Genomic DNA, 12,824 nt, shown 5'->3' with positions numbered 1-12,824 from the left:
CATCTCCGATTTGATCTGTTCTTTGATCGCCCACGAGCGACAAGCTGTGATATGTTTCCGCCTTTTCGCTCACGGTCAGTGTGATGGAAGTCAAGTGCCGCAGGATGAGTTTCACCGCACTCGGCGCAGCCACACTCGTCGCGCTTGTATTCGTAGAACCATCCTTTCCGCTGTTGCCGGCGTCGCTCACGACTTGCGATTGCTTGTTCCCGATTCCTGTAGTACCATCGTTGATACGCACTGAGTGAGTCCCAGCTTTCCCTGTCCGGCAATTCAACGTCATCGGGCTTCGGTTTCGGATCTGGCCCTGGCCCGTTCCTCTGTTCAAAGGTATCGAGACTTGCCGCTTCCTTCGCAGCGTTCCATCCCTCCGTGTTACGGGGGATTTTCCCTGGAGCAGGTTGCAATCCGACCTCCTCGTATTCTGCCTTCGTTGGTGACTTTCCAAGTATCTGTGCAGTTTCTCGCAGTGCGTGGATACACTTGTCTTCCCTGGTCATAGCAAAACACTGTGGACGCGTTCTCCTATCAAGAACGGCGTGCTGTATGCAAAGCGCGAATAGAGCACAGCGCAGATCGGTGACGACGGCCCCTGTCCCGCATTCTCAGTGAGCGGGAACCAGCGGGCAGCATTTGCTCGTGTCTGTCAAACTATCGAATAAAGATGTTCGATTACTACGACCGGATGCTGATAGCGATCGCTGCGGTGATGCTCGCTGGTGTAGCAGCGAGTGTTCACCCCCTGATCGAGATTCATCAGGGGCTCGCTGGTGGGAGTCTGGTAGCGACGCTTTTCTTGTATGAAATACTCTTCCGGAATCCCCCGACTGAACCGACCACGTCTACGACCGCAGCCCCGCCCCTTGTCGGAAGCAGTTGGCTACTCACGCTCATACTGTCTCTGTAAGCATCACCCCGCGTCGGGAGAATGGCAGTCGCTGGGTCAGTGCTAAAGTTTTCCTCTGAACTGAGCACCAGCGTCCGCCGAACGAGGGGGGCGAGTGAGGCGGTTCTCCGTCAGAGCAACGCTGACGAGCGCACGCTCGTCCCGTACAGTCACTCGTGTGCATACCGGGCGCGTAGCGCCCGTGAGCGGAGTCCGGTTCCTGCAGGCCGACGGCGTCGGCCGGGGACACCCGAGTCGGAAAACGGTACTACTGGGTCATCGCCAGCACGTCGTCGAAGAAGTCGAGCGAGTCGTGCGGGCCGGGGTTGGCCTCGGGGTGGTACTGGCGCGTGATGACGTCGAGGTCGTCGTTCTCCAGGCCCTCGGGGGTGTCGTCGTTGACGTTGACCTGCGTGACTTCGAGGTCGCCGGGTTCGGCGACGGAGTAGCCGTGGTTCTGGGTGGTCATGACCACGCGGTCGGTCCGGAGGTCGCGGACGGGCTGGTTCACGCCGCGGTGGCCGAACTCCATCTTCTCGGTGGAGCCACCGAGGGCGTTGGCGACGACCTGCTGGCCGAGACAGATGCCCGCGATGGGCGTCTCGCCGACGTAGGCGTCGACCAGCGACTCGGCGCGCTCGAAGTTCTCGGGGTCGCCGGGGCCGTTGGAGACGAACAGCAGGTCGGGGTCGACGGCGGCCACGTCGTCCTCGGTGGCGTCGTAGGGGAGGACGGTGACGACGGCGTCGCGCTCAAGCAGGGAGTCGATGATCGAGCCCTTGGCGCCGCAGTCGACGAGGGCGACGGAAGCGCCGTCGCCGTCCTCGTTGTAGGTGACCTGCTCGCCGACGCTGACCTGCGCGCCGATATCCGTGTGGTCGCTCATGTGCTCGCACTTCTCGAGTTCGGCCAGCGCGTCCTCCTCGGTGGCGTCGGGGCCGGCGGCGATGCCGCACTTTTTCGCCCCCTCGTCGCGGATGGAGGTGACGAGGTCGCGCGTGTCGAGGTGGTCGACGGCGGGGACGCCCTCGCTTTCGAGCCACTCGGCCACGTCGTCGGTGAGTTCGCGGGAGACGACGCCGTTAGGCTGGACGTGGTCGGACTCGAAGCGCTCCTCTCGGACGCCGTAGTTGCCGATCAGCGGGTACGAGAACGTCAGAATCTGCTCCTCGTAGGAGGGGTCCGTCAGACTCTCTTCGTAGCCGGTGTACGCAGTCGTGAATACCAGTTCCCCGCGGGTCGTCCCGGGAGCGCGGGCGCGCGCCTCGACGACGCGGCCGCCCTCCACGGCGATGTAGGCGTCCGACATTACGAGATACGTACCGGTCGCCGTTCATAAGTGTTGCTTTCGAAACTGAGTTACGAATTTCGCAATCCTCAAGTGAGGTGGGTGAGAAGGAACACACCTCAATGGACGAGCTGGACCGGGAGATACTGAGCATCCTGCGCCGCGACGCGCGGACGCCGTACACGGAGATAGCGGACCGGGTCGGGACTTCGGAGGGGACGGTCCGCAACCGCGTCGAACGGCTGGTCGAGGAGGGGATCATCGAGCGGTTCACCGTGTCGACGTCGACGGGCAACGTCAAGTCGATGATCGAACTCAGCGTCGACGTGAACGTGGACACGGCGGCCGTGGCCGACCGCATCATCGAGTGGAAGGAGGTCGATTTCGTCTGGCAGGTCTCCGGCGACGAGGACATCGTACTCGTCGTCGACGCCGCCGACACCGAGCGCGTCAACGAACTCATCACGCGGGCCCGGGAACTCGACGAGGTCGTGAACACGAAGACTCGTCTCATTCTGGACGAGCGGCTGGGGTGAGCCCTGCGAACCGCAGCCGCTTCACAGGATGTGACGAAGGCTGATTCTGGACGAACGGCCGGGGTTAGCGAGAGCACCGCTCGCGTGGGCGAGTCGACCTCGAAAGTTAGTTGAACCCCTCTGCCGATGGGTGAGTCATGACTACGGACGACTCGGGACAGGTGGGCGACGACGGCCTCGACCACGAGAACGCGGGCGAGGACGTGGTCGTGGTCGACGCCGACGACAACGAACAGGGCACGGCGAACCGGCTGGCGGCCCACACCGGCGACGGCATCCGCCACCGCGCGTTCACCGCCCTGCTCTTCGACGAGGACGACAACATCCTCCTCGCCCAGCGCAGCCCGGACAAGCGCCTCTGGGACACCTACTGGGACGGTACCGTCGCGTCCCACCCCGTGCAGGGCCAGTCCCAGACCGACGCCACCCGCCAGCGCCTCGACGAGGAACTGGGCGTCACGCCCGACCAGTACGAGGACCTCCGGGTGACCGACCGCTTCGAGTACAAACGCTACTACATGAACGAGGGCCTGGAGTACGAGGTCTGTGCCGTCCTGCAGGCGACGCTCACCGACCGGTCGCTCGACCCCGACCCCGAGGAGGTCGGCGGCCTGATGTGGGTCCCCTACGACCGGCTCCACGAACACCCGCGGTGGTACCGCCAGCTCCGCCTCTGTCCCTGGTTCGAGATCGCGATGCGCCGCGACGTCGAGGACCGGGACTGACCCCGGTCGCGGGTCGGCGCCCGTCCGGTTTTCAGCCGTGGTAACTGGCGGGTCGGCTTTTTGTCACCCCGACTGGAGCGTTTCGTATGGAGATCGAGACGTACAGTTCCCTCGGGGGCCAGGTGGCACTCGTGACCGGTGCCAACCGCGGCATCGGCGAGCGCGTCGCGGCACGGCTCGCCGATCTCGGCGCGACGGTCTACGCCGGGAAGCGGGCCGACGAGACCGTCGCGGCCGGTCTCCGCCCGCTCGAACTGGACGTCACCGACGAGGACGACATCGTCGACGCGGTCGACCGCATCGACGACGAGAAGGGGCGGATCGACGTTCTCGTCAACAACGCGGGCGTGATGGACAACCGCGTCGCCCTCGAAGATATGGGAACCGCCGAGATCGACCGGACGATGGCGGTGAACCTCCGCGGGCCGATGTTGCTCTCGAAGTACGCCCTGCCGCTCCTGCTGTTGCGGGACGGGAGCCGCATCGTCAACGTCTCCTCGGGGCTGTCGTCGCTGACCGGCGAGATGGGACGCGGGATGCCGGCCTACCGCGTCTCCAAGTCGGGGCTGAACGCCCTGACGGCCTACCTCGACGCGGAGTACGGCGACCAGGGGATCATCGCCAACGCGGTCTGTCCGGGGTGGGCACGGACGGAGATGGGTGGTCCCGACGCCGAGCGGAGCGCCGGGGAGGCCGCCGAAACGCCGGTCTGGCTCGCCCGGTTCAAGCCCGGGGGACCCGGCGGGGAGTTCTGGCGGGACAAACAGGTCATCGAGTGGTAGCGACGGCGTGGGCGTGTCGCTGGCCGACTGCCCCCGGCGACGGACAGAGCTATGTCACCGGGTCACAATCGGCAAGCCGTGACCGAGACGAGCGCCCGCGAACGGTGGCTGTGGCTGTTCGTGTTCTCGATTCCACCGGGGATCGGCATGGCCGGGTTCGTCGCCGTCGCGCTCAAGCGTGGCGGCCTCTCCCCGACTGCCATCGCCGTCGGTGCCGCGACGAGCGCCGTCGTCGGGACGGTCTTCTACGTGACGGCGATCCGGAACAGGGGCGGTGCGCCGGGGCCGGATCGCGCCGACGGGTAGCCGGGCGGGTATCGACCGTGGCCGGGACGTCCCGGGGGGGCAGCGACGGAAGTGCCGCCGACGCTGGCGAGCGCCGGGACCGGTGACGGCGGACCGTCAGTCGGCCGGGCTCGGTTCTGGCTCGGCGGGGGCATCGTCGGGTATCGGCAGTCGCAGGCGCGCGGTACAGCCATCGCCGTCGGTGTCGAACGTGAGCCGGCCGCCGAACTGGCCGACGATCCAGTTGACGACCCAGAGGCCGACGCCGCTGCCGTGCTGGAGGGCGGTCTCTTTCCCCTGGTTCAGGACTTCGAGCTCCTGTTCGTGGATGCCGGGGCCGTTGTCGGCCACCTCGACGAGGACGGCCCCGTCGTCTTCGGTCACCGTGACGGTAACGACGGCCTCGCCGTCGTTGTGCTGGACAGCGTTGGCGACCAGTTCGCCGACGGCGACGCCGACCGACTGGCCTGCGGCGGCTCGGAGGTCCGGCTGGATGTCGGTCTCGAAGGTCGCGGCGGGGAAGTGCTCGCGGGCGTCGACGACCTCCTGTGCGACGAGGCCCGAGATATCGACCCAGCGGCCGTCCTCGTCGTCGAGGAGGCGCGCGACGCGGCCGATCTTGTCCGACCGGGTGGACATCTCGTGAGCCGTCCGCTCGATCCGTTCGAGCCGGTCGACGAGCCCGCCGTCGTCGAGTTCTAGCTCGACGAGTTCGGCGTTGCCCGCGATGACGTTGAGGTCGTTCCGGAGGTTGTGTCGCAACAGCCGATTGAGCACGTCGAGACGCTGGCGCTGCTGGCGTTTCTCGGTCACGTCGCGCAGACTGACGAGGTGGCCGGTGACGACACCGCGTGCCCGATGAAGCGGCGTCACCCGGACGTCGTAGTAGCGACGCGCACCGCTTCGTTCCAGGGAGAACTCGGCCTGGAGCCGCTTTTCGCCGTCGTCGACGAGGGAACCGACCTCGGGGAAGAGGTCATCGATGTGCTGGCCGATCGCCTCGTCCTTGTGACAGTCGAGGAGTTCGACCGCGGCCGCGTTGAGATCGGCGACGTTGTCGCGGTCGTCGAGGACGATCACCTTGTCGTCCATGCTCTCGAGGATTTCGTCCCGCGCGATCTCCCGGGCGACGGGGACGACATCGAGCAACTGCCGCCGGAGGATCGTCCCGGCGACGATGACGCCGGAAAACAGGAACCCGATGTTCGTCGGGTCGATGCCCGACGGGAACAAATCGAAGGTGTAGAGGACGTTTCCGATCAGGGGGACGAACATCGCCACGAGCAGGGCGGTGCTCTGTGCCCGGTAGAGTCCGTCGGCGAAGAGGATGACCCGCAGAAGCAGGGCGCCGGCCACGGCGACGGCCGAGTACGAAAGCAGGATGTGCAGGAAGTAGGCCGGCCCCATCGTCTCGGCGATGATCCGGGAGGAGCCGACGGTCGTGAGGCCGACCGATTCGCGGACCAGGTCCGGCCTCCCGAACGTCACGGCCGTCATGACGACCGGTTCGAGAGCGACCACGTAGGCCAGCGGGTGGCGGAGCCACTCCTCGTAGCCGGTGTACTCCAGCACGAGCGCGAGGAAGGCCAGCGGGACGATTCCCGACACGGCGATCTCGACTTTGGTCCACAACACCTTCCCCGCCAGGTCGGCGTGGGCGAGGTTCATCCCCTCCGCAAACGACCAGACACCGGCCGCGAGCATGAACACCGCGAGCGGCGTCGCGCCGGGCCGGTCGCGGTGGGCCAGTGCGAACGTCGCCACGGCCAGTCCCACCACCGCAGAGAGGAATACCGGCGCGGTGTACGGCGTGTACTGCCAGACCATCAACTAGTCTCGGAGAACGTACTCCGTATCGAGGAATAAACGTTCGGGGCGGTACGATCAAAACTGATACTCCGCTCTCCCTGCGCCCCGTTGCAGGGGGCCGGCCGCTATCGACTCCGAGAACGAACGGCCGACCAGACGGCGATGGCGCCGAGGAGGAACGCGGGGACGAGCGGGAGCACGAGGTAGGTGTGCCGGAGGCCGAGGCCGAGGTCGGCGACGGCGCTCTGGACGGTCGGGAGGAGGTACAGCACGCCGGGGACGACGAGGAAGGCCAGGACGACGGCGGCGACCAGCAGCCAGCCGCGCCAGTCGAACTCGGCGTCGCTCGGGTCGGGCGTGTTACGCGGCTGGGCGTCGTCTACCCGCGCCGCTCCGTCGCCCGCCGGGTCCGCGCCGGACTCGCCTTCGGCCCCGGGCTCGTGGACGTAGCCGTCGTCCTCGCTCACATCTCGCTGTCCGGTTTGACGACGACCTTCCCGAAGCCCTCGCGGCCTTCGAGCATCTCGTGGGCGCGGGCCGTTTCGCTCATGGGCAGGACCTCGCGGACGCGTGGTTCGAGTTCGCCCTCCCAGACCAGCGGCAACACGTCGTCGACCTCGCCGGGCGTGCCCATCGTCGAGCCGATGACTTCGAGCTGGTTCCAGAAGATGCGGTCGATGTCGGTCTCGGGGTTGCCGCCGGTGGTCGCCCCGCAGGTGACGACGCGGCCGCCGTTGGCGAGGCTCTTGATGGAGTCGCGCCAGGTCGCCGCGCCGATGTGGTCGACGACCATGTCGACGCCGCGTTTGCCCGTCATGTTCCGGATCTGCCGGGCGAAGTCGTCGTCCTCGTAGTTGATGACCTCGTCGGCGCCACACTCTTTCGCGTACTCCAACTTCTCGTCGGTGCTCGCGGTCGCGTAGACCTCGGCGCCGATGTAGTCCGCGATCTGGACGGCGGCGTGGCCGACGCCCCCGCTCGCGCCCAGCACGAGAATCGACTCGCTCGGGCCGAGGTCGCCGCGGTTCATCAGCATCCGCCAGGCGGTCTGGAAGACCAGCGATGCCGAGCCCGCGACCTCCCAGTCGACGTGGTCCGGGACCGGGACCAGGTTGTCGGCGGGGACGGCAGCCTGCTCGGAGTGGACGCCCCGGACGTGCTCGCCGAGGATATGGTAGTTGACACACAGCGTCGGGTCGCCGTCGCGGCAGAACTCACAGCGGCCGCAGTTGACGCCGGCCGAGACCGCGGCGTGATCGCCCGGCTCGAACCGTTTCACGTCCTCGCCGACCTCCTTGACGACGCCAGCGGCGTCGCTGCCGGGGATGTGGGGGAACTCGAGGTCGATGATGGGGAGGCCGCGACGGGTCCAGACGTCGAGGTGGTTGAGCGCGGCAGCTTTCACCTCGAGCAGCACTTCGTCGTCAGCGGGTTCGGGGTCCGGGAACTCGCCGTACTCGATCACGTCGGTTTCGCCGTGTTCGCTGAACTGGACTGCCTGCATACCATGCTCTGCGGGGGGGCGTTCCAAAACAGTGGCGGTGGCAAGCGTCAACGCCGGGACTGTTTTGAGGCCGGACGCGAACATTCACACATGGTCGATTTCCAGTCGCGTGACACGGACCGGGGACTCGGCGACGACGATGACGACGACCCCGACGAGGGACCCGACGCCGAGGGCAGTGGCACGGACGACCCGGGCGACACTCCCGACGACGACCACGACGATCACGACACTCCCGACGACGGCAACGGCCACGGCGACGACCACGACCACGGCGACGACGGCCACGGCGACGACCACGACCACGATCACCACGCCCACGACGTGGCGGCGCTCGGTGTGGCAGTCGTCACGGTCACCTCGACGCGCACGAGCGACGACGACCCGGCGGGCGACGCCATCGCCGACGCCGTCGAACGCGAGGGCCACGAGGTTACGGTCAAGGAGATCGTCCGCGACGACTACGACGGCGTCCAGAACGTGGTCGATGCCCTCACCGGCCGCGGCGACGTGGACGCCGTCGTCACGACCGGCGGCACCGGCGTCACGCCCGACGACGTGACCATCGAGGCCGTGCGGCCGCTGTTCGACAAGACGCTCCCGGGCTTCGGTGAACTGTTCAGGACCCTCTCCTACGACGAGATCGGGACGAAAGTGGTCGGCACGCGCGCCACCGCCGGTATCGTCGAGGGCGTCCCGGTCTTCTGTCTCCCCGGCAGCGAGAACGCGGCGACGCTCGGCGCCGAGGAGATAATCGTCGAGGAAGCGCCTCACCTCGCCGGCCTGGCGACCCGGGACGAACCCGAGGAGTGACGACTCCGCGGCGCTATCCTGACCCCGGCAACGGACAGAGACTCGCCGTCAGGATTGCCACCTCGTCGGTGTCGTTCTCGGCCCCGTGGGCCTGCCCGCGCTCGTTCAGCACGACACCCGGCGCCGTGACTCGCTCCTCGGTGCCGTCCTGTGAGACGGTGACCGTCCCCATGAGGACGTGGAACACGTTCGTCGCGCCGTCGTGTTCGTGTGGCTCGATTTGCGCGCCCGGCCCGAGCGCGAAGACCTTCACGAGTACGTCGTCGGTCACCGCCAGTTCCTCGTCGATCACCTCGCCCGCCTCGGGGTCGAGGTCGGGAAGCCTGTCGAGTGCCATACCGGACGGTCGGCCGGCCGCGCCTTAGCCGTTGGGCCGCCGTCGGCGCGGGCGGCACCGTCATCGAGAAGTAACCGCAGTCTGCCGCGGGCGGACGGTTTTTGTCGAGTCCGGCCCGGAGTAGCCACATGGTCACGCGACTCGGGGCGGACGTGTGGTGGTACGACCTCCGGGGTGTCAACGCCTACCTCGTCGACGACGGCGGGACGCTCACGCTCGTCGATACCGGCAATCCCTGGAACGGTCGGGACCTCATTCTCGGTCTCAGCGACCTCGATCACTCGTTGCAAGACATCGAGCGGGTCCTCATGACCCACTACGACTTCGACCACGTCGGCGGACTCGGCCGCCTCCACGGCCTCGACGCGACCGTCTACGCCGGCGCGGCCGACGCGCCGCTGTTGACCGGACAGGCGAAACCGCCTCTCTCGAACCACAAGGGCGCGCTCCAGCGCGCGCTCGGGGTCTTTCTCGCGGAGTCGGTCCTGCCGGTCGAACCGGTATCCGACGGCGACGAAATCGGCTCCTTCACCGTCCATCACACGCCCGGTCACACGCCGGGCCACGTCGCCTACGTCAGCGAGGACCGCTCGGCCGCGTTCGTCGGCGACCTGGTCCGGGAGAGCGGCGGCGAACTCGCACCCTCGCCGTGGGTGATGAGCTACGATACGAACGAAGTCGCGGAGAGCATCCGGACGCTCGCCGACCGCACCGGCGAGTTCGACATCGCCGCGATGGGTCACGGCGTCCCGTTTCGTCAGCGCGGGAGCGACCGCCTCGCCGGCCTCGCCGCGTCGCTGTGAGCGCGCCGGCCGCTCCCGGCATCCCCTCAGTCGCCGCCGGCCGCCAGTTCCTCGGCGACGGCCGCGGGCTCGAACAGCTCCGGGTCGAGCAGGATGTCGGCCTGCGCCTTCGCGAACTCGGGGAGCGAGTCCGAGGCGTAGACGACGATCCGGAGGCCGTCGTTGAGGTCCTTGGCGATGGGGATGGCGGTCGCCAGTGACGTGTCGGTGAGGACCAGGACGTCGGCGTCGACGATCCCGGCCTCCTCCAGTGCGGGACGGTTGGCGAGGTCCCCGGCGTCGGTCACGGCCACGTCCTCGGCTTCGAGGGCCGCGATCATCCCTTCTGCGCCCGGCCCGGCGATGACAGCACTCGTCATACCGCGTTCGAGGACCCCCGGGGGCTTGTGTCTTGTCTCGTGCCCATCACTCGTACTCGATGGTCGCCGGCGGCTTGTGGGTCACGTCGTACATGACGCGGGCGACGTTCTCGTTCTCGCCGGTGATCCGGCTCTGGATACGCTGGAGGGTCTCCCAGTCCAGTTCCTGTGCGCGGGCGGTCATGCCGTCCCGGCTCTCGACGGAACGGACGGCGACGACCCAGCCGTGGACGCGGTTGTCGCCTTTCACGCCCGTCGCTTTGCCGACGACCGCCGCCAGCGCCTGCCAGGGGTCGTACTCCTCCAGTTCCTCCTCGACGACGTGATTGGCCTCGCGGGCCACGTCGAGCTTCTCCTCGGTGACTTCCCCGAGGATCCGGATCGCCAGCCCCGGGCCGGGGAACGGCATCCGCTCGGAGATGATCTCCTCCAGGTCGAGTTCGCGCGCCACCTCGCGGACCTCGTCCTTGTAGAGGTCGCGCATCGGCTCGACGATGCCGTCGAAGTCGATGCGCTCCGGGAGGCCGCCGACGTTGTGGTGGGACTTGATGGTCCCCTCCGATTCGATCCGGTCGGGGTAGATGGTTCCCTGGACGAGGTAGTCGGCGTCGACCTCGCGGGCGACGGTCTCGAACTCCCGGATGAACCCCTCGCCGATGGCGTGGCGCTTCTCCTCGGGGTCGGTGATGCCGTCCAGGGCGTCGAGGAAGCGGTCCTGTGCCTCGACGATCCGCAGCGAGTCCATGTAGTCGAAGGTCTCGCGGATCTGCTCGGTCTCGCCTTTCCGCATCAGCCCGGTGTCGACGTAGACCGGCGTCAGCTGATCGCCGATGGCCTCGTAGGCCAGCGCGGCGGCCGTCGAGGAGTCGACGCCGCCCGAGAGCGCGATGACCGCGTTGGCGTCACCGACCTCGGTCGCGATCTCGTCGATCTTCTCGTCGATGAAGGAGTCGACGTCGACCATCAGACCTCCACCTCCCCTTCCTCGACCCGCGCACCGATCTCGTTGTCGAGTATCGCATCGAGCAGCCCGACGAACGGCGGCGACGCCCGGCCCGGCCGCGAGCGGAACTCTGGGTGGAACTGCGTCCCGACGTAGTAGGGGTGGTCCTCGAGTTCCAGGATCTCCATCCGGTTGTTCGTCCGCCCGGAGAAGATCAGGCCCGCGTTTTCGAGGTCGTCGATGTACTCGGGATTGACCTCGTAGCGGTGGCGGTGGCGTTCGGTGCAGGTCGTGTCGTCGTAGACCGCGTGGGCGAGGGTGCCGGGCTGGATGTCCGTCTCGTGGGCGCCCAGCCGCATCGTCCCGCCCATGTCCTCCAGATCGTACTGTTCGGGCAGGAGGTCGATGACGGGGTGGGGCGTGTCCTCGTCGATCTCGGCGGAGTGGGCGCCGGTCAGATCGAGGACGTTCCGCGCGTACTCGACGACGGCCATCTGGAAGCCGAGACAGAGGCCGAGATATGGGACGTCGTTCTCGCGGGCGTAGCGGCAGGCCTCGATCTTGCCGGCGATGCCCCGCGAGCCGAAGCCGCCGGGGACGACGACGCCGTCTACGTCGTCGAGCTCCCCCGAGTGCCCCTCCGCGAGGTCCTCCGAGTGGACCCAGGTGGTGGTCACGTCGACGCCAGTCTCCAGGCCCGCGTGTTTCAGCGATTCGTGAATGGAGATGTACGCGTCCTCGAGCCCGTACTTGCCAACCAGCGCGATCTCGACCTCGCCCTGGGTCTCCCGGGTGACGAGTTCCCGCCAGTGGTTGTGGCGCTCGTCCTCCGGCAGGGCCTCCCCTTCGAGCCCCAGCCGTTCCATGACGTACTGGTCGAGCCCCTCGTCCTCGACCATCAGCGGGACGTGGTAGATGTCCTCGACGTCCGGATTCGAGAAGACGGCGTCGGTCGGCACGTCACAGAACAGGGCGATCTTCTCTTTGGTCTCCGGGTCGAGCCGGTCCTCACAGCGCCCGACGAGGATGTCGGGCTGGAGCCCGATGGACCGCAGTTCCTTGACGGAGTGCTGGGTCGGCTTGGTCTTCTGTTCGCCGTTTTTCGAGTAGGGGACGAGCGTGACGTGGGTAAAGAGGATGTCCTCGTCGTCCTCCTCGTGGGCGAACTGGCGGAGCGCCTCCAGATACTGCATCCCCTCGATGTCGCCGACCGTGCCGCCGACCTCGACGATACAGATGTCGTGGCCCGCGGCGGCCTCGCGGATGCGGCGCTTGATGTCGTCGGTGACGTGGGGGATGATCTGGACGGTCTTGCCAAGGTAGTCGCCCGAGCGTTCGTTCTCGATGACGTGCTGGTAGACCTTCCCCGTCGTGATGTTGTGGTCGAAGGTCATGTCGATGTCGAGGAACCGCTCGTAGTTCCCCAGGTCGAGGTCGACCTCGCCACCGTCTTTCAGTACGTACACCTCCCCGTGCTGGTAGGGGTTCATCGTGCCCGCGTCGACGTTGAGATAGGGATCGATCTTGACCGCGGTCACGTCGAACCCGGCGTTCGAGAGGAGCCGTCCGGTACTCGCGGCCGTGATACCTTTCCCGAGTCCGGACATGACGCCCCCAGTTACGAAAATGAACTTCCGCCCCAGCGAGGGGTCGTAGTCCGTCGCTGATTCCGTCGGCATACCGACGGTGCGCGCGGGCCGGTCAAAACCGTTTCGGAGACACGGACGAGTGTGGACGCGTGTCAAGAACGAGCC

At 67.1% G+C, this 12,824-nt stretch carries 15 protein-coding genes; 7 read left to right on the top strand and 8 right to left on the bottom strand.

Annotation, left to right across the window (positions count from 1 at the left end; genetic code table 11):
• The first annotated feature begins 664 nt into the window (after nt 1–664).
• On the top strand, nt 665–907 hold the full coding sequence (locus MUG96_RS24495; RefSeq protein ID WP_505465472.1) for a DUF8015 family protein: 243 nt from the start codon (nt 665–667) through the stop codon (nt 905–907).
• 247 nt (nt 908–1,154) lie between these two features.
• On the opposite strand, the gene carA is transcribed toward MUG96_RS24495, so the two are convergent.
• The gene (gene carA / locus MUG96_RS14945) at nt 1,155–2,195 is read right to left on the bottom strand and encodes a glutamine-hydrolyzing carbamoyl-phosphate synthase small subunit (RefSeq protein WP_246983999.1); all 1,041 of its coding nucleotides are present in this window, start codon (nt 2,193–2,195) and stop codon (nt 1,155–1,157) included.
• A 101-nt stretch (nt 2,196–2,296) separates the two neighbouring features.
• Here carA and MUG96_RS14940 point away from each other — a divergent pair, with 101 nt between their 5' ends.
• From MUG96_RS14940 to MUG96_RS14925, 4 genes are all read left to right on the top strand, one after another.
• Nucleotides 2,297–2,710 carry an Lrp/AsnC family transcriptional regulator gene (locus tag MUG96_RS14940; RefSeq protein WP_246983998.1) on the top strand — a complete coding sequence of 138 codons (414 nt, stop codon included), beginning with the start codon at nt 2,297–2,299 and terminating at the stop codon, nt 2,708–2,710.
• A gap of 137 nt (nt 2,711–2,847) precedes the next feature.
• Nucleotides 2,848–3,435: an NUDIX hydrolase gene (locus tag MUG96_RS14935; protein WP_246983997.1), complete on the top strand. Its 588-nt coding sequence runs from the start codon at nt 2,848–2,850 to the stop codon at nt 3,433–3,435.
• An 86-nt stretch (nt 3,436–3,521) separates the two neighbouring features.
• On the top strand, nt 3,522–4,217 hold the full coding sequence (locus MUG96_RS14930) for an SDR family NAD(P)-dependent oxidoreductase (protein ID WP_246983996.1): 696 nt from the start codon (nt 3,522–3,524) through the stop codon (nt 4,215–4,217).
• Nucleotides 4,218–4,295: 78 nt separating this feature from the next.
• Nucleotides 4,296–4,523 (top strand): hypothetical protein, encoded by a 228-nt coding sequence (locus tag MUG96_RS14925; protein WP_246983995.1) that lies wholly within the window; start codon nt 4,296–4,298, stop codon nt 4,521–4,523.
• 96 nt (nt 4,524–4,619) lie between these two features.
• On the opposite strand, the gene MUG96_RS14920 is transcribed toward MUG96_RS14925, so the two are convergent.
• From MUG96_RS14920 to MUG96_RS14910, 3 genes are all read right to left on the bottom strand, one after another.
• Nucleotides 4,620–6,329 (bottom strand): sensor histidine kinase, encoded by a 1,710-nt coding sequence (locus MUG96_RS14920; RefSeq protein ID WP_246983994.1) that lies wholly within the window; start codon nt 6,327–6,329, stop codon nt 4,620–4,622.
• Nucleotides 6,330–6,436: 107 nt separating this feature from the next.
• Entirely contained in the window at nt 6,437–6,778 is a 342-nt protein-coding gene (locus MUG96_RS14915; protein ID WP_246983993.1) for a DUF7977 family protein, read from the bottom strand.
• Entirely contained in the window at nt 6,775–7,815 is a 1,041-nt protein-coding gene (locus MUG96_RS14910) for a zinc-binding dehydrogenase (RefSeq protein WP_246983991.1), read from the bottom strand. Before MUG96_RS14910 ends, MUG96_RS14915 begins: the two co-directional genes overlap by 4 nt.
• Before the next feature lie 90 nt (nt 7,816–7,905).
• Between MUG96_RS14910 and MUG96_RS14905 the strand changes: the two genes are divergently transcribed.
• A complete protein-coding gene (locus tag MUG96_RS14905) occupies nt 7,906–8,628 on the top strand; it encodes a MogA/MoaB family molybdenum cofactor biosynthesis protein (protein ID WP_246983989.1) in 723 nt (240 codons plus the stop codon).
• A gap of 13 nt (nt 8,629–8,641) precedes the next feature.
• On the opposite strand, the gene MUG96_RS14900 is transcribed toward MUG96_RS14905, so the two are convergent.
• The gene (locus MUG96_RS14900; protein WP_246983987.1) at nt 8,642–8,965 is read right to left on the bottom strand and encodes a cupin domain-containing protein; all 324 of its coding nucleotides are present in this window, start codon (nt 8,963–8,965) and stop codon (nt 8,642–8,644) included.
• 128 nt (nt 8,966–9,093) lie between these two features.
• Here MUG96_RS14900 and MUG96_RS14895 point away from each other — a divergent pair, with 128 nt between their 5' ends.
• Complete coding sequence (locus tag MUG96_RS14895) at nt 9,094–9,768, top strand: MBL fold metallo-hydrolase (RefSeq protein ID WP_246983985.1); 675 nt, start codon at nt 9,094–9,096, stop codon at nt 9,766–9,768.
• Between the two features lie 26 nt (nt 9,769–9,794).
• On the opposite strand, the gene MUG96_RS14890 is transcribed toward MUG96_RS14895, so the two are convergent.
• From MUG96_RS14890 to pyrG, 3 genes are read right to left on the bottom strand one after another with little or no spacing between them, the layout of a single operon-like run.
• A complete protein-coding gene (locus tag MUG96_RS14890; protein WP_246983984.1) occupies nt 9,795–10,127 on the bottom strand; it encodes a DUF7126 family protein in 333 nt (110 codons plus the stop codon).
• A 46-nt stretch (nt 10,128–10,173) separates the two neighbouring features.
• Nucleotides 10,174–11,091, bottom strand: coding sequence for a glutamine-hydrolyzing GMP synthase (gene guaA / locus MUG96_RS14885; protein WP_246983983.1), 918 nt, complete (start codon nt 11,089–11,091; stop codon nt 10,174–10,176).
• Nucleotides 11,091–12,749 (bottom strand): glutamine hydrolyzing CTP synthase, encoded by a 1,659-nt coding sequence (pyrG, locus tag MUG96_RS14880; RefSeq protein ID WP_246983982.1) that lies wholly within the window; start codon nt 12,747–12,749, stop codon nt 11,091–11,093. Before pyrG ends, guaA begins: the two co-directional genes overlap by 1 nt.
• Nucleotides 12,750–12,824: the final 75 nt, after the last annotated feature.

The sequence above is a fragment of the Halorientalis marina genome (assembly GCF_023028345.1).
GTDB classification, from domain to species: Archaea; Halobacteriota; Halobacteria; order Halobacteriales; family Haloarculaceae; genus Halorientalis; species Halorientalis marina.
The sequence above is the reverse complement of the archived record's forward strand: the minus strand, read 5'-3'. Positions and strand labels throughout refer to the sequence as shown.

Excerpts from the sequence above, each read along its gene's own strand:
- MUG96_RS24495 (WP_505465472.1), top strand. The coding sequence starts at position 665 with ATGTTCGATTACTACGACCGGATGCTGATAGCGATCGCTGCGGTGATG.
- carA (WP_246983999.1), bottom strand. The coding sequence starts at position 2,195 with ATGTCGGACGCCTACATCGCCGTGGAGGGCGGCCGCGTCGTCGAGGCG.
- MUG96_RS14940 (WP_246983998.1), top strand. The coding sequence starts at position 2,297 with ATGGACGAGCTGGACCGGGAGATACTGAGCATCCTGCGCCGCGACGCG.
- MUG96_RS14935 (WP_246983997.1), top strand. The coding sequence starts at position 2,848 with ATGACTACGGACGACTCGGGACAGGTGGGCGACGACGGCCTCGACCAC.
- MUG96_RS14930 (WP_246983996.1), top strand. The coding sequence starts at position 3,522 with ATGGAGATCGAGACGTACAGTTCCCTCGGGGGCCAGGTGGCACTCGTG.
- MUG96_RS14920 (WP_246983994.1), bottom strand. The coding sequence starts at position 6,329 with ATGGTCTGGCAGTACACGCCGTACACCGCGCCGGTATTCCTCTCTGCG.
- MUG96_RS14910 (WP_246983991.1), bottom strand. The coding sequence starts at position 7,815 with ATGCAGGCAGTCCAGTTCAGCGAACACGGCGAAACCGACGTGATCGAG.
- MUG96_RS14905 (WP_246983989.1), top strand. The coding sequence starts at position 7,906 with ATGGTCGATTTCCAGTCGCGTGACACGGACCGGGGACTCGGCGACGAC.
- MUG96_RS14900 (WP_246983987.1), bottom strand. The coding sequence starts at position 8,965 with ATGGCACTCGACAGGCTTCCCGACCTCGACCCCGAGGCGGGCGAGGTG.
- MUG96_RS14895 (WP_246983985.1), top strand. The coding sequence starts at position 9,094 with ATGGTCACGCGACTCGGGGCGGACGTGTGGTGGTACGACCTCCGGGGT.
- MUG96_RS14890 (WP_246983984.1), bottom strand. The coding sequence starts at position 10,127 with ATGACGAGTGCTGTCATCGCCGGGCCGGGCGCAGAAGGGATGATCGCG.
- guaA (WP_246983983.1), bottom strand. The coding sequence starts at position 11,091 with ATGGTCGACGTCGACTCCTTCATCGACGAGAAGATCGACGAGATCGCG.
- pyrG (WP_246983982.1), bottom strand. The coding sequence starts at position 12,749 with ATGCCGACGGAATCAGCGACGGACTACGACCCCTCGCTGGGGCGGAAG.